This window comes from Chitinophaga sp. W3I9, from assembly GCF_050434025.1.
Lineage (GTDB): Bacteria > Bacteroidota > Bacteroidia > Chitinophagales > Chitinophagaceae > Chitinophaga.
Genome location: NZ_JBNPWC010000001.1, coordinates 4,878,903 through 4,896,890, shown reverse-complemented (window position 1 = coordinate 4,896,890; position 17,988 = coordinate 4,878,903). Strand labels below are relative to the sequence as shown.

The 17,988-nt window shown below is 47.1% G+C and carries 17 protein-coding genes; 2 read left to right on the top strand and 15 right to left on the bottom strand.

The features are described from left to right. Window positions 1-38: 38 nt before the first annotated feature. The gene (locus QFZ51_RS20070) at window positions 39-722 is read left to right on the top strand and encodes a GNAT family N-acetyltransferase (RefSeq protein WP_429048306.1); all 684 of its coding nucleotides are present in this window, start codon (window positions 39-41) and stop codon (window positions 720-722) included. Window positions 723-787: 65 nt separating this feature from the next. Here the strand turns inward: QFZ51_RS20070 and QFZ51_RS20065 are convergent, their stop codons facing one another. The 3 genes from QFZ51_RS20065 to QFZ51_RS20055 all read right to left on the bottom strand — a co-directional run bounded on the left by QFZ51_RS20065 (window position 788) and on the right by QFZ51_RS20055 (window position 3,456). Beyond that, window positions 788-1,747 (bottom strand): hypothetical protein, encoded by a 960-nt coding sequence (locus QFZ51_RS20065; protein ID WP_429048304.1) that lies wholly within the window; start codon window positions 1,745-1,747, stop codon window positions 788-790. 50 nt (window positions 1,748-1,797) lie between these two features. Next, window positions 1,798-3,066 (bottom strand): Na+/H+ antiporter, encoded by a 1,269-nt coding sequence (locus QFZ51_RS20060; protein WP_429048302.1) that lies wholly within the window; start codon window positions 3,064-3,066, stop codon window positions 1,798-1,800. Between the two features lie 66 nt (window positions 3,067-3,132). Then, window positions 3,133-3,456: a hypothetical protein gene (locus QFZ51_RS20055; RefSeq protein ID WP_370910776.1), complete on the bottom strand. Its 324-nt coding sequence runs from the start codon at window positions 3,454-3,456 to the stop codon at window positions 3,133-3,135. 150 nt (window positions 3,457-3,606) lie between these two features. Here QFZ51_RS20055 and QFZ51_RS20050 point away from each other — a divergent pair, with 150 nt between their 5' ends. Next, entirely contained in the window at window positions 3,607-4,266 is a 660-nt protein-coding gene (locus QFZ51_RS20050; protein ID WP_370910777.1) for a sigma-70 family RNA polymerase sigma factor, read from the top strand. 5 nt (window positions 4,267-4,271) lie between these two features. Here the strand turns inward: QFZ51_RS20050 and QFZ51_RS20045 are convergent, their stop codons facing one another. From QFZ51_RS20045 to QFZ51_RS19990, 12 genes are all read right to left on the bottom strand, one after another. Then, complete coding sequence (locus QFZ51_RS20045) at window positions 4,272-4,763, bottom strand: MarR family winged helix-turn-helix transcriptional regulator (RefSeq protein ID WP_429048300.1); 492 nt, start codon at window positions 4,761-4,763, stop codon at window positions 4,272-4,274. A gap of 19 nt (window positions 4,764-4,782) precedes the next feature. Further along, window positions 4,783-7,230 (bottom strand): TonB-dependent receptor domain-containing protein, encoded by a 2,448-nt coding sequence (locus QFZ51_RS20040; protein ID WP_429048299.1) that lies wholly within the window; start codon window positions 7,228-7,230, stop codon window positions 4,783-4,785. A gap of 171 nt (window positions 7,231-7,401) precedes the next feature. Next, window positions 7,402-7,971: a dihydrofolate reductase family protein gene (locus tag QFZ51_RS20035; protein WP_429048297.1), complete on the bottom strand. Its 570-nt coding sequence runs from the start codon at window positions 7,969-7,971 to the stop codon at window positions 7,402-7,404. A 212-nt stretch (window positions 7,972-8,183) separates the two neighbouring features. Next, window positions 8,184-9,257, bottom strand: a complete 1,074-nt coding sequence (gene leuB / locus QFZ51_RS20030) for a 3-isopropylmalate dehydrogenase (RefSeq protein ID WP_429048296.1) — start codon at window positions 9,255-9,257, stop codon at window positions 8,184-8,186. Window positions 9,258-9,275: 18 nt separating this feature from the next. Continuing rightward, complete coding sequence (locus QFZ51_RS20025; protein ID WP_429048294.1) at window positions 9,276-10,799, bottom strand: alpha-isopropylmalate synthase regulatory domain-containing protein; 1,524 nt, start codon at window positions 10,797-10,799, stop codon at window positions 9,276-9,278. 18 nt (window positions 10,800-10,817) lie between these two features. Then, complete coding sequence (gene leuD, locus QFZ51_RS20020; RefSeq protein ID WP_370910783.1) at window positions 10,818-11,414, bottom strand: 3-isopropylmalate dehydratase small subunit; 597 nt, start codon at window positions 11,412-11,414, stop codon at window positions 10,818-10,820. A gap of 42 nt (window positions 11,415-11,456) precedes the next feature. After that, complete coding sequence (leuC, locus tag QFZ51_RS20015; protein WP_370910784.1) at window positions 11,457-12,860, bottom strand: 3-isopropylmalate dehydratase large subunit; 1,404 nt, start codon at window positions 12,858-12,860, stop codon at window positions 11,457-11,459. Between the two features lie 280 nt (window positions 12,861-13,140). Then, window positions 13,141-14,256, bottom strand: a complete 1,116-nt coding sequence (locus QFZ51_RS20010; protein WP_429048293.1) for an ABC transporter permease — start codon at window positions 14,254-14,256, stop codon at window positions 13,141-13,143. Beyond that, the gene (locus QFZ51_RS20005; protein WP_429048291.1) at window positions 14,253-15,359 is read right to left on the bottom strand and encodes an ABC transporter permease; all 1,107 of its coding nucleotides are present in this window, start codon (window positions 15,357-15,359) and stop codon (window positions 14,253-14,255) included. The genes QFZ51_RS20010 and QFZ51_RS20005 overlap by 4 nt, the downstream gene beginning before the upstream one ends. Window positions 15,360-15,368: 9 nt before the next feature. Next, window positions 15,369-16,112 carry an ABC transporter ATP-binding protein gene (locus QFZ51_RS20000; RefSeq protein WP_429048289.1) on the bottom strand — a complete coding sequence of 248 codons (744 nt, stop codon included), beginning with the start codon at window positions 16,110-16,112 and terminating at the stop codon, window positions 15,369-15,371. An 11-nt stretch (window positions 16,113-16,123) separates the two neighbouring features. After that, on the bottom strand, window positions 16,124-17,041 hold the full coding sequence (locus QFZ51_RS19995) for an ABC transporter ATP-binding protein (protein ID WP_429048288.1): 918 nt from the start codon (window positions 17,039-17,041) through the stop codon (window positions 16,124-16,126). Beyond that, on the bottom strand, window positions 17,038-17,988 hold the full coding sequence (locus tag QFZ51_RS19990; RefSeq protein WP_429048286.1) for an HlyD family secretion protein: 951 nt from the start codon (window positions 17,986-17,988) through the stop codon (window positions 17,038-17,040). Before QFZ51_RS19990 ends, QFZ51_RS19995 begins: the two co-directional genes overlap by 4 nt.

The window sequence follows — 17,988 nt, the reverse complement described above, 5'->3', positions numbered from 1 at the left end:
CCCGGTTATTTTTTCTGATAAATGTATAATTTCGATGCATGAAGGAAGCCATCTTAGACAACCCCGCCTGGGGCGCGTTAACCACTGCGCATGCGCACTTTGCACAAGGAACAGACCAGGCGAAAAGATACCAGCGGGAAATTGCACCCTTTGTTGCCGCCAGGCAAACGGATAACGACAACATTGCTGCACTTGATACTTTGATCGACGCCGGGGAAACATTTTATATCATCGGTGAATTGCCCGTATTACCGCATAACTGGACCGTAGAAAATGAACTGCCCTGCGCCCAGATGATACTAACTACTATGCCTGCACCCTTGTCTGAAAAGGACGCGGCTATGGTGTGCCTGCTGGGACCAGAAGACGCCGGCGACATGTATGAACTGATCAACAGCATTCAACCCGGATTTTTCAATCACGGTACACGCCTGATGGGCAACTACTATGGCATCCGGCACAATGGCCAGCTCATCGCTATGGCCGGCGAACGCATGCAGCTCACGGGATTCACAGAATTGAGCGCCATTTGCACACACCCGGATCACACGGGTCGCGGATATGCGCAAAAGCTGATTACACAGTTATGTTACCAGCACGCCGCCGCGGGCATCACCTCCTTTTTACATGTAACCCGCACCAATGAACGGGCCGTCCGTTTATATGAGCACATGGGATTTGAGCAAAGAAGGGACCTTAGTTTCTACCGGGTGAAGAAGTAAGGGGAAATCAACTCACCTTCTTCATCCGCATTGAACTGCCTTACTATGTTTATTTTTTTAGCTTGCTAATTTCCATACACCGCCTGTGTAATAAAATAAATATTCAGCAGCACATATACCAGCAGCACACCTATCGATAAACCGATATCCAGCCGGCGGCTCTGCTTGAACTTACCTGCTTTAATAAGCTGCAACGACCATGCAGAAGACGTGATCACCACAAAAATAAAGAACAGGGTAATGCCATGGAGGGTATCTACCAGCGTAAAAGTAGTAGAGTCGGGGAGGGAGGAATCAATAATATATTTGTTACCAATGGCGGCAAACAGCGATCCAACACCAAGTCCAAACCGCGAATCAATATTGTCGGGGTGAATATAAAAACAGATATAAGCAATCAGGAAAGAAACGTACATGCCGAGAAACATCTTCCAGAACAACTGGGTAGCATCCCTGTTGATACCTATTCTCACCGTAAAATTACTGTATTCTGTATGCGGCTTGCCGATATTTTCGTCGCCAAACGCGGTTTCATAGGCTTTTATACCGGTATTGGTCCGGAAGCTGTCGATCACCCAGCCTCTCAGCGTAAAGCGGGGGTCAAAATGTTTGCCCAGCGAGTCCACCGAAAACACAAGTGATTTGGCATCAAACTGTGAGTTCTCAATGGAAAACCGCAAACGCTGCCGGTCGAAAGGAAAGTTGTTGATCCTCCAGGAATCCTTCATCACGCATTGCAGCTTCATCAGCAAATAAATCCGGCCATTGGAAGAGTCGATAGTGGAGTAGGATTTGGTAAAGGTTTTTGCCTGCGGGATTTCCAGGTTCTGTATAAAATCGAATTGCTTGTTTTTATAGGTAAGCCACAACCAGAGGTTGACAGTAAACTCACTTTGTTTGAAGTCGATGTCATGAATGCTGGTAATGTATATCCCTGTTTTAACCGTATCTGGCGGCTCCTGCCGGGCAATAGCAGGAAGGAACAATAAAATAAGGCAGTTGAAAAGCAACAGTGATTTTTTCATCCACGCATCCTTTAGTAGTAAGATAGTATATTTCCGGCTGTTGTGATAAGTTAATGCGGCGTTTTTTTATCTGCCGGGGAGAGTTTTACGGCTTTCACAATCCACGGTAAAGAGATGCCCTGCCCGATAAGGGTAAACAACACCACTACCACAGAAATAAAAATGATGGCATTCCGCTCCGGAAAGGGGGCTTCATCTTTCAGTGTCATCGGTAGCCCAATGGCAATGGCCAGTGATACAATACCGCGCATACCGGACCAGCTGATGATCAGGCTGTTCTTGAAATCCAGCAACGCGTTTTCAGTGATCCTGCCTTTGCCCTTTTTGAAAGCCTGGTCTAAATTGATCTGTTGCAGGAATACCCTGCCCATGCGCAACAACAAAGCCGCCAGGGTGATGATAAACCCATAGCCGATATACGGGAGGATCTGGTGACTGGGAATACTTTTAATAATGTAAGGAAACTGCAGCCCGATGATAATAAAGATAAGCCCGTTCAGCAGGAAGATGATAATATCCCAGATGGACCTGGACTGTTGCTTTAATTTCTCCGGGAAAACTTTCCCGCTGATCCGTGCAATCATCAGCCCAAGCACTACTACTGCAATCACGCCGGAAACATGCAGCTCTTCTGCCATCAGGTAGGTAACAAATGGCATCAGCAGCATAAAGCTGATGGTCACCAGGTCGTTTTGATGCACCCTTTTCAGGATCATCGCCAATATCCTGCCTACTACTATACCCGCCAGCACGCCACCTGCCATTAGCATAACAAATTCCAGGGAGGCCTTCCAGAAAACAAAGGCGGTACCGGTGGCCGCCGCAATGGCAAAATGATAAGTTACCAGTGCCGAAGCATCGTTGATCAGGCTTTCCCCTTCAAGAATGGTCACCGTTTTATGTGAAAGTCCCAGTCCTTTGGTAATGCTCATGGCTGCCACCGCATCTGTGGCCGACAGGATAGCGCCCAGCACAAAAGCCAGCGGCCAGCTCATCCCGGGAATAAGATAATGCGCAATCACCGCTACAGCCCCCGCTGTCAGAAACACCAACCCTATCGCCAATGTACCAATGGTGTTGAAGTTGGTTTTAAATTCCTGTGGGGAGATGTTAAACGCAGCGTCATATAGCAATGGCGGGAGAAATATCAGGAACACGATATCCGGGTTCAGCGTGATATTGGGCAGGGCCGGAATAAATCCGATGCCTATTCCCGCGGAGATCAGCAGCACAGGGTAAGGTAACTTTATCTTGTCTGCCACCGCAGACAGCATAATCATGATGGCCAGTATAAAAATGACGATGCTGTAATTCTCCATAGCATTTGTTTGTGTGCAAATGTATAGTTTTAATGAGATTAGCAGCATCCGTCACCGGCATCCCTCTCAGGATGCTTTACTGATTTGTTGTTCCCGCCATTTAATAAACATAATATGATAGGCAAATTCGAGGTAGAGATGATCGTCCAGCATTTCCAGGAGCAGCATTTTCCGTTTGGCGCTGTCCATTACGGTTTGCTGGATATAATCATATTGCGCCAGTTGCTCCTGCAGCGCAATTTCCATTGAGCTCACCAATGCCTGGAAAGCCTCCATGGGAGTACCGGTAATGAGTTTTCCCTTCGCTGTTTTCTTCAGCTCCTGGATCTTCTGATGGGTTAGCTCCGGCATTTTTATGCCAGGCAGATGAAAAATGTTATCTGGTTTCATAGCAGCTGCTTCACAAGTTAGGTTATGTCAAAAATCACGGGCCGTTAACCGGCCCTCCTTTAATTAGAGTATAAAAAATTCAAATGGTTACAAAATCCCATAAAAGTTTTTTGTAACTTCTCAGTCGATTTATCATCTAATAAAAGAAGAATGACCACACTGCCGAAAACCGACACCGAAATTGACTACGAATTAATCACTAAAGTACTGGCCGGTGAAGAGCGCCTCTATGAGCAACTGATGCGCCGCCACAATGCCCGCCTGTTCCGGATAGGCATGACCATGCTGGATAATGATATGGATGTGGAAGACATGATGCAAACCACCTATATCAATGCTTATCAGAATCTGGATAAGTTTAGGATGGAATCCGCCTTCGGGACCTGGCTGACCAGGATCATGATTAATGAGTGCAGTCAGTTGCTGAAAAAGAAAAACCGGTTGGGCAGTGAGGATCTATCTGTTTTAGATGATCATCACCCGGCAAATAGTGCCGGGGTAAAAGAATCGCCCGTGGCAAAAGTTATTGATAAAGAATTGGGAAGGGTAATGGAACTTGCCCTGCTCGAAATCCCTGAGAAATACCGCCTGGTATTTGTAATGCGGGAAGTAGAAGGCTTAAACGTGGCAGCCACCGCAGCTGCATTGAATATCTCCGCGGTAAACGTAAAGGTCCGGTATATCAGGGCCCGGCTCATGCTGCGTGGAAAGATTTCCGATTACTATAAAAACGACCTGGTGTTTCCATTCCATCTTATCCGCTGCGACAGAGTGGTCAACCATGTATTGGATAAACTCGGTATCAAATAACCGGTTCACCTGGCAGATTGCTCTACCAGGCTCACTTTAATACGCTTATACATACTTCTTTCATCCAGCGATTTCTCCAGTTCAGACAGGAGCTGCAAAAGGTCTGCGCTGGCCTCGGCCAGCCATTTCCGGTTTTCTTCTTTGATCACCTGCAAAACAGGACCGATCTTTTTATGCATTTGCTTACCGGCAAGCGTCAGGGAAATTAGTCTCCTCCTTGCGTCTTTGGAGTCAGGCGCCGTTTTAATAAGGCCATGCGTATGCATCTGCTCCGTAAACTGTACTACAGCAGCATGGCTCAGTTGCAGCGAAGAAGAGATCTCTGTAACCGCCATTACTTTTTCACGGCTCAGTAGTTCCAGGATCAGGTACCATTTTGCTTCAAAGTCCAGATCCGATTCTTTGTATATCTGGCTCACGTCCTGCGACAGGCGCTCTGCCAGCCGTTTTAAACGGGTGGCCAGGGCCAGTTCTTCCAGTTCGGTAACTAAGTTCATGCAATAAATGTATAAATTTTTATCCTGCCCTGCGCTTTTCGTCTTCAGCGCCGCCGGTCTTCCTTTTGATGCCACCGGCTCCAGTTCCACCAAATTTATAATTGAAGGTCACTGTCGCTACCCGCGTATCCCTTTTCTGCTTAAACGTTTCGCCATAGCCCGTAAGCCGGGTCACTGCATTCGTTTGGTTGGTAAAGAAAATATCGCCCACATTCAGTTTTACAGATGCCTTCCGGTTCCATAACTGCCGCTGTGCGCCGGCATTAACAAACCAGAAGCCCCTGATATCAAGAAAGCCGTAATACGCCCGGCTTTCATAACTGCCGGTCACTTCAATGGTAGTCAACGCGTTTACGGTAATGGTATTCACCGAATTGAAATTGAAAGATACCCTGCTCACATTGAGATCGGTATTCACGAGGTTGCCGCTGTAGTGCCCGTAATACACCAGCGCTGTGTTGGTGCTGCTAAGCCATTTCCGGATATTTACCGGGAAGCCAAAGCTGAGATTGTAATAATCATACTTAGCCAGGTTCCTGCCGGTTTGGATGACTGCTCCCGGCGCTTCATCCGGCGATAGTACAATAAGGATGTTATCACGGGTACGGCTATACCCTAACTTAGTGGTGTACTGTTGCCGGAAGGTATGCGTAAGCTCAAACGAGTTGGTGATCTCCGGCAGCAGGAATGGATTTCCCGCAGAAGAGGTCAGCGGGTCCAGAAATACTTTAAATGGATTCAGCTGCCGGTAGGAGGGCCGGTCTATTCTGCGGCTCACGGAAAAACCGAGGTCGTGTTTTGCATTGAATTCATAGCCTGCATAGCCGCTGGGGAACAACTGTGTATAGTTCCGGTTAAACTTTTCAGCATTGGTTACCTGGAATCCGTCGGCCAGCGTATTTTCTACCCGGAGGCCCAGCTGCACGCTTAAACGTTTCCATTTCCGGGAAGCGTTTACATAGGCCGCATTGATGTTTTCTTTGTAAATAAAACGGTTACTTTTTCCTTTGTCTAAAACATTGCCGCCGTTACTCCTGTCGAAAAACTGCACATCATTATCTGATTTCACCCAGCTGCTTTTAATACCCGCGTCCAGTTTGGCGCCTATCAGCTTCAGGGGTTGCGTGTAATCCACTTTCACCGACCGGATACTAAGTTCGCCGTTTAAATCACCAAAGAGTGCATAAGGTGTTTTGGTTTCCGCTTGGTACAGATCATAATAACGGGTATTATAATTTTGTTCTTCGGAAGAATTGAAACGGGCATAGTCCAGGTCGGCGGTAAGTTCCCGCCCGCCGGTATCCAGGGTGTGTTTGTAATTCAGGTTGAGGCTCCCGTTCTTTCTGCCGGGATAGTTATCACCCAGCGTAATAAAGGAACCTGTATTTGCCTGGTGCGCATCAACAGATTGCGCCACACTGTTGATCGTAATGTTGCTGGCATTAAACATCCCATTGGCGGCAAAACCTACGACCACATCCTTATTAATGTTGTAATCAGCTCCTACACGCACATTATGGTTATTGTTCCGGTATTTAAAAAAGTTCTGGTAATTGTTACCACCGGTATAGGCGTTGTTTTCATCATAAAACTGCCGGTAAATGGTAAGGTCATTCATATCTTGCCGGTAATTATAATTATAAGAACCGAAAATATTGAGATGTTGTTGTTTGCTGTTGAAGTTGAGAGATGGATTTACTTTGGGGTACCTGCCCTGGCTCAGGCTGAGAGACGCGTTCCCGTTAGTGCCGGATTTCTTTCCTTTCTTCAGCCGGATATCTATAATACCGGCGTTGCCGGCGGCATCATACCTGGCGGAAGGATTGGTGATAAGGTCGATCGTTTCAATCTGGCTGGCCGACATATTCCGCAGCATATTGGCCAGGTCCTGCCCCGACATGGGCACCTGTTTGCCGTCGATCATCACGAGCACGCCCTGCCTGCCACGCATGGCAATGTTATCGTTCTGATCAATGGTAATACCCGGTGCTTTTTCCAGTACTTCCAGTGCTGTGCTTCCGGCAGTGGAAATGGAACCCTCCACGTTCAATACTGTTTTATCGTATTGCTGCTGGATAAAAGGCTTTACCGCTGTAACCGACGCTTCTTTTAATGCGGTTGTCTTTACCTGCAACGTGATAGTACCTGTCGCCGTATTTTTTTCATGCCGGAACGGAGCAGATTCATATCTCCCGAAAACCATACTCTGCGTGGCAATCACATAACTGCCGGCAGGGATCTGCTCAAACGTAAATCTGCCGGTGCTGTCGGCGTATTCAATCTTTACCATCTTCTTATCCGTGGCGTTCAGCAGTTGTATCACCACCTCTTTCAGCAACGCAGGATCATCCGCACGGAGAACGCCGCTGATATTAAAACCAGGAGATTTTACCTGCGGAAAGCAGGGATTTATGTAAGTAGTGACGGAAATTATAAAGGCAATAAAAAAGACTGTTTTCTTTTTCATCTGAAGGGGTTTATTTACTGCTAATGTAGATATTAAGCAGTATTTAAGCACTATAAAAGGAAACCTATTACAGGAAATATAGGTATGTACTTACGGGATGTTTTAGGAGATGATGAGTGGTAAATAAAAAACGGCCAGCAGTATCTGCCGGCCGTTCACATTCAGGAAGATTTATTTTTTTTCATAGTGCAAACACACCACGCCTGAATCCGGGAAGGAGGTACTTGCCAGTAATTTCAGCCCTACCCGTTCCCTGATATTTTTAAACAGTGGAATGCCTTCGCCTATCAATACGGGGTTTACAAACAGCCAGAATTCATCTACCAGCTGGTGTTGCATCAGCGACTGCGTGGCGCCGGGGCTGCCAAACATGATGATTTCCTTGCCGGGCAGCTGTTTTAATGCACTTATTTTACCGGCGATGTCATCACTGATCACCGTGGTTTTGTCTTTCTTTAATCCCTTCAGCGTATTGGACAGCACAATTTTATCTACGTTGTTATACCACTGGGAGTGTTCAATGTCATGCTTGCTTGGATTAGGATGGTCGGCGGCAGTGGGCCAGTAGCCGTCCATCAATTCGTAGGTAATCCTGCCATACAAGGCAGTATCTGCCTCGTTGGTACGTTGTGCGGCGAAATCAAATATTTCATCGCCAACACTGATCCAGTCCATTTCTCCGGCAGGTCCGGCTACAAAACCATCCAGGGAAACATGCATGAAGGAAACTATTCTTCTCATAATGATATGTTTTTAAGTACATCACAAACATACCGCGGAAATCGAATACGGATGTGGTGCAATTCTGACATTTATGGGGGAGATTCCGTCAGGGCATTTGCGGATCAAGTCCACCTCAAAGGTGTACATGAAGCGTACATGAAGCCTGCTTAAGGCATAAAACAACAAAGCCTCCCGGAGGGAGGCATTTGTTTATAGATTGTCAGTATTGCCTAAAGTAATTTCAGCACTTCTTCTCCCATAGCATTGGTATTCAGTATCTTATCGGCTGGCGTTTGCTTGTCGGCAATATCCCTGGTGCGGAAGCCGGCTTTCAATACACCGTCAACAGCGTTGATCACGGCTTCTGACTCGGCCTTCATACCAAAGGAGATATCCAGTAACAACGCGGCGGATAAGATAGAGGCCAGCGGATTAGCGATGCCTTTACCGGTAATATCATGCGCGGAGCCATGAATGGGTTCGTACACGCCGGTACCATCGCCAATAGAGGCGGAGGCCAGCATCCCCATTGATCCGGCTATCTGCGAAGCTTCATCGGTAAGGATGTCGCCAAACAGGTTGGCAGTTACCACCACATCGAAACGGCGCGGGTCCTTGATCAGCAACATAGCAGTGGCATCTACAAACTGGTGCTCCACTTCCACGTCAGGATATTCCAGGGCTACCTTCTGCACTACCTCCCGCCAGAGACGTGAAGTTTCAATTACGTTGGCCTTATCTACGGAGCAGAGTTTTTTTCTCCTGGTTCTCGCCGCGTCAAAAGCTTTGCGGGCAATGCGTTCTACTTCGTAGCGACTGTATTCCGCTATGTCGTAGGCAGTATCGCCGTTATTCTTTCTGCCTTTTTCACCAAAGTAAATATCGCCGGTCAGCTCACGGAAGAAGAGGATATCTGCGCCTTTTAATATTTCAGGTTTAATGCTGGATGCGCCCAGTAATTCATCAAATAATTTGATAGGACGGAGGTTGGCATACAGGCCCAGCTCTTTGCGCATCTTCAGCAGGCCCTGTTCAGGTCTTACTTTGGCAGAAGGGTCGTTATCATATTTAGGGTGACCCACCGCGCCAAACAGCACGGCGTCTGATTTACGCATCTTTTCCAGCGACTCGTCCGGCAACGGGTTACCGGTAGCTTCAATGGCTACGTGGCCTATCAGCGCTTCGTCGTAAGTAAAGGTGTGACCGAATTTTTCAGCAATCCTGTCCAATACTTTTTTACCTACTGCAGTTACTTCCTGTCCGATTCCATCACCCGGAACTATTAAAATATGTTTGGTAGCCATTCAGTTGTTATTGATAGTTTAGATTAGGTTCAGCATTTTTTGTGTGGCCTTAATGGCAGATACGGTCTGGTCGCTGTCCAGTCCCCGGGTCTTAAACTCTTTGTTGTTCAGCCTCCAGGTAATGATCGTTTCGCACAACGCATCGCTTTTACCGCCGGGAGGAATACGCACTGCGTAATCCGTCAGGGTAGGAAGCTCGCGCTTCAGCTTTTTGTATACCTTCTTCAGTGCATTCATAAAGGCGTCGTACTGGCCATCCCCCTGTGAATGTTCCTCGAATACTTCCCCATCAATGGAGATCTTCACGGTAACAGAAGGGTTCAGGTTTTTGGAGTGGGTAAGCACATAGTTTTCTACGGTCACCTTTTCCTCGATCCGGTTGCTGTCCAGCACATCAGAAATGATATAAGGCAGATCCGCCTGCGTGAGCACTTCTTTCCGGTCGCCCAGTTCAATGATCCGCTGCGTTACTTTCTTCAGATCAGGATCCGACAGTTTAATACCCAGCTGTTGCAGGTTGTTTTCAATATTGGCTTTACCGCTGGTTTTGCCCAGTGCATATTTGCGGGTGCGGCCAAATCGTTCCGGCATCAGGTCACTGAAGTACAGTTTATTCTTTTTGTCGCCGTCGGCATGGATACCGGCTGTTTGGGTAAATACATTTTCCCCTACAATCGGCTTATTCACCGGGATGCGGAACCCGGAAAAGGTTTCCACCAGTTTGCTCACGGTATACAACGAGGTTTCTGCCACGGCGGTTTTTACCTCCGGCAAAAAATCGTTCAATACGGCGATGGCGCTGGCCAGCGAAGCGTTACCGGCCCGTTCGCCCATACCGTTGATGGTAAGGTGAATGCCGTGCGCGCCTGCTTTTACGCCTTCCAGTACGTTGGCGGTGCCAAGATCGTAATCGTTATGCGCATGAAAATCAAAATGACTTTTCGGGTAGCATTGCACGATGTCGGAAACAAATGCTTTCACTTCATCGGGCGTGAGCACACCGAGCGTATCCGGCAGCATGATCCTTTTTACAGGCACATTTTGCAGGAAGTCGAGGTACTGGAACACATACTCCCTGGAATGGCGCATACCATTGCTCCAGTCTTCCAGGTACACATTGCATTCCAGTCCTTTTTTATTAGCCAGTGCAACAACAGCGGCTACTTCTGCAAAATGTTCAGCAGGCTTTTTCTTTAACTGGTGGGTTAAATGATTGAGCGAGCCTTTAGTGAGCAGGTTCATTACTTTGGCGCCGGCTTTCAGCATCCATTCTACGGAAACGTCGCCATCCACAAATGTGAGTACTTCCACTTTATCCAGAAAGCCGTTCGCTTTGGCCCATTTGGTAATTGCCTTTACCGCAGTAAATTCACCCTCTGAAACACGGGCGGAGGCAATTTCAATCCTGTCCACTTTTACTTCTGTCAGTAAAAGCTGTGCAATGGTTAATTTTTCTGATGGCGAAAAAGATACTCCGCTGGTTTGTTCACCATCACGGAGGGTGGTGTCCATTATTTCAACGTGGCGCTGGGTCACTGGCATAATACTTATGGAATGTTTTTAGTACAGGCTCTTGCCGGCGAATGTGGTGATTTCGTCTTTCATGGCCTGCAGGTAGTCAATATCATCATAGCCATTCATCATGTTGTGCTTCTTATAGCTGTTGATGGCAAAGGACTCGCTTTCCCCGGTAGCCGGGATGGTGATGGTTTGCGCGTCCAGGTTGATTTCCAATTCCGCTTTGGGATCGGATTCTATCGCTGTGAATATTTTGTCGAGGAATTCAGGACTTACCTGTACGGGTAAGATGCCGATATTTAAAGAGTTGTTTTTGAAGATGTCGGCAAAGAAGCTGGACACTACACAACGGAACCCATAGTCGTAGATGGCCCACGCCGCATGTTCACGGCTGCTGCCGCTCCCAAAGTTTTTACCCGCTACCAGTATTTTACCGGAATAGATAGGGTTGTTTAAAACGAAATCTTTTTTGGGTGTGCCGTCTGTTTCATAGCGCCAGTCGCGGAACAGGTTGTCGCCAAAGCCGGTGCGCTCTGTCGCTTTGAGGAATCGTGCAGGAATGATCTGGTCAGTGTCCACATTTTCGATGGGCATGGGTACTGCTGTACTCCTTAATATCGTGAATTTATCGTAAGCCATTTTTTGTTGATCGTTTATAAAATTTTGTAAGAAGGGGAATGATTAAGCAATCAGTTCTCTTGGATCCGTTACCACACCTGTTACAGCAGCAGCGGCGGCTACCAGCGGACTGGCCAGCATGGTCCTGGAACCTGGTCCCTGCCTGCCTTCAAAGTTCCTGTTGCTGGTGCTCACGGCGTATTTGCCGGCGGGCACTTTATCATCGTTCATCGCCAGGCAGGCAGAGCATCCGGGCTGACGCAGCTGGAAACCGGCTTCTGTCAGGATATCCAGGATACCTTCTTCTTTGATCTGCTGTTCTACGATGTGCGATCCCGGAACGATCCAGGCAGTTACATGGTCTGCTTTCTTTCTTCCTTTTACAATAGAAGCAAATGCACGGAAGTCTTCAATACGACCGTTGGTGCAGCTGCCAATAAATACATAATCTACTTTTTTACCCAGCATGGCTTCTTCCTCGTGGAAGCCCATGTACTGCAATGATTTTTCGTAGCTGGTTTTGCTGTCGCCGGCCAGCGCAGAAGGAATATGTTTGGTAATGCCCATGCCCATACCTGGATTGGTACCGTAGGTGATCATCGGCTCAATATCCGCTGCGTCAAAAGTATACTCCTTGTCAAACGTGGCGCCTTCGTCGGTACGCAGCGTTTTCCAGTAAGCCAGCGCAGTGTCCCATGCGGCTCCTTTTGGCGCTTTCTCACGTCCATTGATGTAATTGTAGGTGGTTTCGTCCGGGGCAATAATGCCACCGCGCGCACCCATCTCAATACTCATATTACAAACGGTCATACGACCTTCCATGCTCATGTTTTCAAAAACATCACCGGCATATTCCACAAAGTAGCCCGTAGCACCGGCTGCCGTGAGTTTGGATATAATGTAGAGGGTTACGTCTTTCGGCGTAATACCTTTCCCCAGTTTACCCGTTACGTTGATGCGCATTTTCTTTGGCTTCGGCTGCATAATGCACTGGGAGGTGAGTACCATCTCTACTTCAGAAGTACCTATACCAAATGCAATAGCTCCAAAAGCGCCATGGGTGGAGGTGTGGGAGTCTCCACATACAATGGTCATACCCGGCAGGGTAATACCATTTTCCGGACCTACCACGTGCACAATACCATTTTTTGGATTGCCTAATCCCCAGTGGGAAATGCCATACTTGTTGGAATTGGTTTCCAGGGCTTTCAACTGGTTGGCGGAAAGCGGATCCTGCACCGGTAAATGCTGGTTAATCGTTGGCGTATTGTGATCAGCTGTGGCAAAGGTCTTTTCAGGAAACATTACCTTTAAACCCCTGTTTTCCATTCCAAGAAAAGCCACAGGGCTGGTTACTTCATGAATAAAGTGGCGGTCGATAAAAAATACATCCGGACCATCTTCAATTTTCCTCACAACATGTGAATCCCATACTTTGTCAAATAAGGTAGCGGGTTTATTGCTCATTTTTTAAAATTTTAAAAGTAGCTACTTGATTGTTCAAATTTATTCATAAAATCTATTTTATTTCAATATTTTTTCTAACAATAAGCAGGAAAAGAGGGCGAAACAGCAAGTAGGACGGGCGTTTGAGCCTGTTTTACAATGTATTGGGTTGATAGTCAGTTATTTGTAATTTTTTGAGGTGGGACTTGGAAACCACCTTATTTTGGGTAAATGCGTACGGTTAGTAATATGTGAAGGAGATATATACTGTGGAAAAACATAATGTGTCCGGTAGAATGATTCAACTCGTTTTCCGGTAATTAAAGATCGCCCATCCGTTTAACAGCACTGCAAACAGGATAAGATACAACAGTTCCATCTGCACATCGGCAAAACCACTGCCTTTCAGTACAATCATCCGGATTACCTTGATGAAATGTGTCACCGGGGTTAAATTGGCGATCACCTTTGCCCAGGGCGGCATACTGTCTACCGCGGTGAATAGCCCGCTCATCAGCATAAAGATCATCATAAAAAAGAATGCCACAAACATCGCCTGCAACTGGTTATTGGTATAGGTAGATACCAGCAGCCCGAAGCCCAGCAATGCTACCAGGTACACCGCGGCAAATACATACAACGTCACAAAACTCCCCACCGGCCAGATGCCGTATATTCCCCAGGCCACCAGCAAGCCAAGCGTAAACACAATCATGCCCACTACCCAGAAGGGAATCAGTTTTCCCAGAATAAACTGCCACTTTTGAATTGGCGTTACATTGATCTGCTCAATAGTGCCCACTTCTTTCTCCCGTACAATATTGAGGGCCGACATAAAGCCGCCAATCATCGTAAGCAGCAGCACCAGGATCGCCGGTACAATATAAAACCGGTATTCCGCCAGGGGATTAAACCAGTTGGAGTAGGTAATATCGATGATACCAGCCGCCGGCATCATGTTCCCGCCAATATTAACCGGGATATTCTTATTGAAGTCTGTAATCACCATCATGAGGTAATTGCCGCCAATAGCCGCTTTGGTGCCGTTAATCGCATCTACGGATACCCCTACACGTTGTTTCCCTTCCCTTATCAGGTTGCTTTCAAAATTTGGCGGAATCTCCAGCACTACATCGGCTTTTTCCCTTTCAATATAGGTGATGGCGCGCTGAAAGGAAGGCTCGGCAGCCACTATTTTAAAGTAACCGGAGGCGCCTATCTTGGCAATCAGCTGCCGGGAATAGGAACTGTGATCATTGTCCACCACCGCAAGGTTTACGCTCTTCACATCAAAGTTCATCGCCAGGGGAAGAATGATCAGTTGTATGACAGGCATCGCAAACATCATCGCCAGGATCGTTTTATCCCGGAAGATCTGCCTGAACTCCTTTTTTAATAAATAACCCAGCACTTTCATGATAACCGCGTTTTAAAATTTTTAAGCGCAATAGTGAGCAGCACGGTGGTCATACCCAACAGCACCAGCGTTTCTTTCCAGACATATTTAAACCCAAGTCCTTTCAGCATCACCGATTTAACAATCAGGAAATACCAGCGGGAGGGAATAATATTGGAGATGAGCTGGAAAACCTTTGGCATATTTTCTATCGGGAACATAAAACCTGTAAAGATCATCGTGGGAATCATCAGCCCCATCATGGATAAAAGCAAAGCAGTTTGCTGCGAGTTGGTCGTATTGGAAATCATCAATCCGAACGATAAACAGGTAATGATAAACAACATGCTTTCCATAAACAGCAGCAGGATACTGCCTTTGATGCCCACATCCAGCACAAACACCGCCAGCACCAGGATCAGGGTAAAATTCAACAGCGACAGCACCAGGTAGGGAATGGCTTTGGCAATAAGCACCATCAGTGGTTTAAAAGGAGATACCAGTAATATTTCCATGGTGCCTAGTTCTTTTTCGCGCACTACGGATACAGAGGTGAGCGCGGTGCATACAATCATCAGCACCAGGGCCATCACGCCGGGAATAAAATTCAGGGAGCCATTGCCTTCTTCGTTATACAGCATTCTCGATTCCGGAACAATGACATAAGGCAGTTGTTGCGAGGGACTGATCTCCTGCTGGTAAGCTGTGGTGATAGCAGTGATATAGTTTACCACGGTTTTGGCGGTATTGGGATCGGACCCATCTGCAATAATTTGCAGCTGCGCTTTGCCACCGTGCCGGAGGTCGTTGCCAAAACCGGCAGGGAAAATGAGCGCGCATTTTGTGGTACCTTTTTTAAAGGAATCTTCTATATCGTTATAATCGATAGATGATTCACTGACGATAAAGTAGGAAGATGATTTTATTTTATGGATTAGCTGTTGTGAATTAGCATCCCGGGAATGATCAATCACCATCAGCGTAATATCTTTCACCTCACTGGTCAGTGCAAAACCAAACAGCATAATCTGCGCTACCGGCAAGCCAAACATGATCAGTAAGGTCCGTTTGTCGCGGAATACATGGAAAAATTCCTTCCGGATAAAAACAAGAAGCTGTTTCATAAAAATGTTTTAGTCGCCCGACCTTTTGGCCCCACGGGCCAACCGGTAAAATACTTCGTCCATATTTTCTGCCCTAAACTGCGCTTTCAGGTTAGCAGGAGAATCCAATGCCTCTATCTTTCCATCCACCATAATGGTAACACGGTTACAATACTCCGCTTCATCCATATAGTGGGTGGTTACAAAGATGGTAATGCCACTTGCCGCCGCTTCATAGATCATGTCCCAGAACTGCCGCCTGGTAACAGGATCCACGCCACCGGTGGGTTCATCCAGGAACACAATCCGCGGCTGATGAAAGATGGCTACTGAAAACGCCAGCTTTTGTTTCCAGCCTAACGGTAGCGCACCTACGAGTTTTTTTGCTTCAGCGGTGAGCCCCAGCTTTTGGATCAGGTTATCGCTTCTTCTACGGATTTCGGTGGAGGAAACCCCATACACGCCGCCAAAGAATTCAATGTTTTCCACTACCGTCAGGTTTTCATACAGGGAAAATTTCTGGCTCATGTAACCGATATTCTTCTTGATGGATTCTGTTTGCTTATATACGTCAAAACCGGCTACGGTAGCCTCGCCGGAAGTAGGGTGGGAGAGGCCGCAGAGAATCCTCATGGCAGTAGTTTTGCCTGCTCCGTTGGCGCCCAGGAACCCGAAGACCTCTCCTTTGTTTACTTCAAAAGAAATCTTATTGACGGCATAAAAGTCGCCAAACCGCTTCGTGAGATCCTTGCATATAATCACTTTTTCTTCCATGATACCCTGTTTTAGGCCTGGTTCATTAACCGGATAAAGCTATCCTCAATGCCCGGGTGAATTAATTTTATGGCTACGTGTGTATGTCCCCGTTGGGTGATGTTACGCTGCAATGCCTCTATATCAGCGCCGGCGTCTTTCAGCGTAATATGAATGTATTCCCCGAAAGCAAAGCTGCTGTCCACTTCCGGCATGCTGCGCAGTTCCGTCAGCAAGTGATAGATATTGTCCGCCTTGATGGCATAGAGTTTCACCGGGAATCTGGACATGATATTATCGGGCGTATCTACCGACATGATCTTACCATTTTGTATCAGTGCAATCCTTTCACAAAGCACGGCTTCGTCCATGTAAGGAGTAGACACCACGATGGTGATGCCTTGTTGCTTCAGGTACTTCAGCATGTCCCAGAACTCTTTCCGGGATACTACATCCACGCCGGTAGTAGGTTCATCAAGGAATAATACTTCCGGTTTGTGGATCAGCGCGCAACACAATGCCAGCTTTTGTTTCATACCTCCGCTGAGCTTTCCGGCCCTGCGATCGCTGAAGGGTTTTATCTGTTCGTAGATATCCTTAATGAGTTCGTAGTTATCTTCAATCGTGCTCCCGAAGAGGGTGGCAAAGAAATCGAGATTCTCTTTTACGGTCAGGTCCTGGTACAGGGAAAATTTCCCCGGCATATACCCAATCCTGTTACGTATTTCTCTATAGTCTTTTACGCAATCATAGCCGCGCACGGTGGCCGTACCTTTGTCGGGCAGCAACAAGGTAGTGAGGATGCGGAAGACGGATGTTTTGCCGGCGCCATCAGGCCCTATCAGGCCAAACAGTTCACCTTCCTCCACCTGCAGTGAAATATCATCCACTGCCAGCACCTTACCCTTGTCGTAAGTTTTGGTGATATGGTCCAGTGTTACTGCGCTCATTTGGATGCTTTATTAATCAGCATTTCACCATACATACCTATTTTCAGATAGCCGTCATTTTTTACCCTTACCTTGATGGCATACACCAGGTTAGCCCGTTCATTTTTTGTTTGAATGGTTTTAGGGGTAAATTCAGATTTATCGGAGATCCAGGTAATTTCACCGGTATATGATTTATAGTTCTTTTGACCCTGGTCAATGCGCGCCTCTACCTGTTGTCCCAGTTTAATTTGCGGAAGCGTAACGCCGGTTACATAAGCCTTCAGGTAAAGGGTATCGATATTGGCGACTTTGTACAGCGGTTTACCGACGGTGGCCATTTCCCCCTGCAGCGCATATTTCAGCAGTACTACACCACTCACCGGGTTAATGATCTGTCCTTTATGGATCTGTTCTGCATATTGGGCCAGTGATTTTTCCAGCGGGGCTTTTTCACTGAGTATGCTGCGGTTCTGGGTAGACGTATTGGAGTTGTTGAGCTTCAGTTGTTGCCGGGTCACGCTGATTTGCCGTTCCAGCTGCACAATGAGGGCATTGATATCATCCAGTTGTTTCTGTGTGGCGGCGTCGCTTTTTACCAGGTTCTCCGTGCGTGTTCTTTCCCGGTATTGTTGTTGCAGCTGTGCTTCCTGCACCAGCAGCTGCCTGCGCACCAGTTCTGTTTGCGGCACCGGGTCCTGGGTTTTTTCTTTCAGCGCATTGATAGATGCCTGCACCTGTTCCCTTTGAAGGGTGGGGATGGTTACGTCAATTTGTCCAACGGTTTGCCCGGCAGTGAGCTTGTCGCCTTCTTTTATAACGAAGGACTGTATTTCACCGGTTTGTTCGGCAGATACGATCACTTCATCTGCTTCAAAGTTGCCGGACGCATCGAAATCGTTTTTGCCGCTTCCGCAGGCATTGATCATCATCACAACGGCTATACCAAGTATCATGTTGTATTTCAT

Bases quoted from the DNA above. Each gene is read 5' to 3' on its own strand.
- QFZ51_RS20070 (WP_429048306.1), top strand. From the start codon at position 39: ATGAAGGAAGCCATCTTAGACAACCCCGCCTGGGGCGCGTTAACCACT.
- QFZ51_RS20065 (WP_429048304.1), bottom strand. From the start codon at position 1,747: ATGAAAAAATCACTGTTGCTTTTCAACTGCCTTATTTTATTGTTCCTT.
- QFZ51_RS20060 (WP_429048302.1), bottom strand. From the start codon at position 3,066: ATGGAGAATTACAGCATCGTCATTTTTATACTGGCCATCATGATTATG.
- QFZ51_RS20055 (WP_370910776.1), bottom strand. From the start codon at position 3,456: ATGAAACCAGATAACATTTTTCATCTGCCTGGCATAAAAATGCCGGAG.
- QFZ51_RS20050 (WP_370910777.1), top strand. From the start codon at position 3,607: ATGACCACACTGCCGAAAACCGACACCGAAATTGACTACGAATTAATC.
- QFZ51_RS20045 (WP_429048300.1), bottom strand. From the start codon at position 4,763: ATGAACTTAGTTACCGAACTGGAAGAACTGGCCCTGGCCACCCGTTTA.
- QFZ51_RS20040 (WP_429048299.1), bottom strand. From the start codon at position 7,230: ATGAAAAAGAAAACAGTCTTTTTTATTGCCTTTATAATTTCCGTCACT.
- QFZ51_RS20035 (WP_429048297.1), bottom strand. From the start codon at position 7,971: ATGAGAAGAATAGTTTCCTTCATGCATGTTTCCCTGGATGGTTTTGTA.
- leuB (WP_429048296.1), bottom strand. From the start codon at position 9,257: ATGGCTACCAAACATATTTTAATAGTTCCGGGTGATGGAATCGGACAG.
- QFZ51_RS20025 (WP_429048294.1), bottom strand. From the start codon at position 10,799: ATGCCAGTGACCCAGCGCCACGTTGAAATAATGGACACCACCCTCCGT.
- leuD (WP_370910783.1), bottom strand. From the start codon at position 11,414: ATGGCTTACGATAAATTCACGATATTAAGGAGTACAGCAGTACCCATG.
- leuC (WP_370910784.1), bottom strand. From the start codon at position 12,860: ATGAGCAATAAACCCGCTACCTTATTTGACAAAGTATGGGATTCACAT.
- QFZ51_RS20010 (WP_429048293.1), bottom strand. From the start codon at position 14,256: ATGAAAGTGCTGGGTTATTTATTAAAAAAGGAGTTCAGGCAGATCTTC.
- QFZ51_RS20005 (WP_429048291.1), bottom strand. From the start codon at position 15,359: ATGAAACAGCTTCTTGTTTTTATCCGGAAGGAATTTTTCCATGTATTC.
- QFZ51_RS20000 (WP_429048289.1), bottom strand. From the start codon at position 16,112: ATGGAAGAAAAAGTGATTATATGCAAGGATCTCACGAAGCGGTTTGGC.
- QFZ51_RS19995 (WP_429048288.1), bottom strand. From the start codon at position 17,041: ATGAGCGCAGTAACACTGGACCATATCACCAAAACTTACGACAAGGGT.
- QFZ51_RS19990 (WP_429048286.1), bottom strand. From the start codon at position 17,988: ATGAAATACAACATGATACTTGGTATAGCCGTTGTGATGATGATCAAT.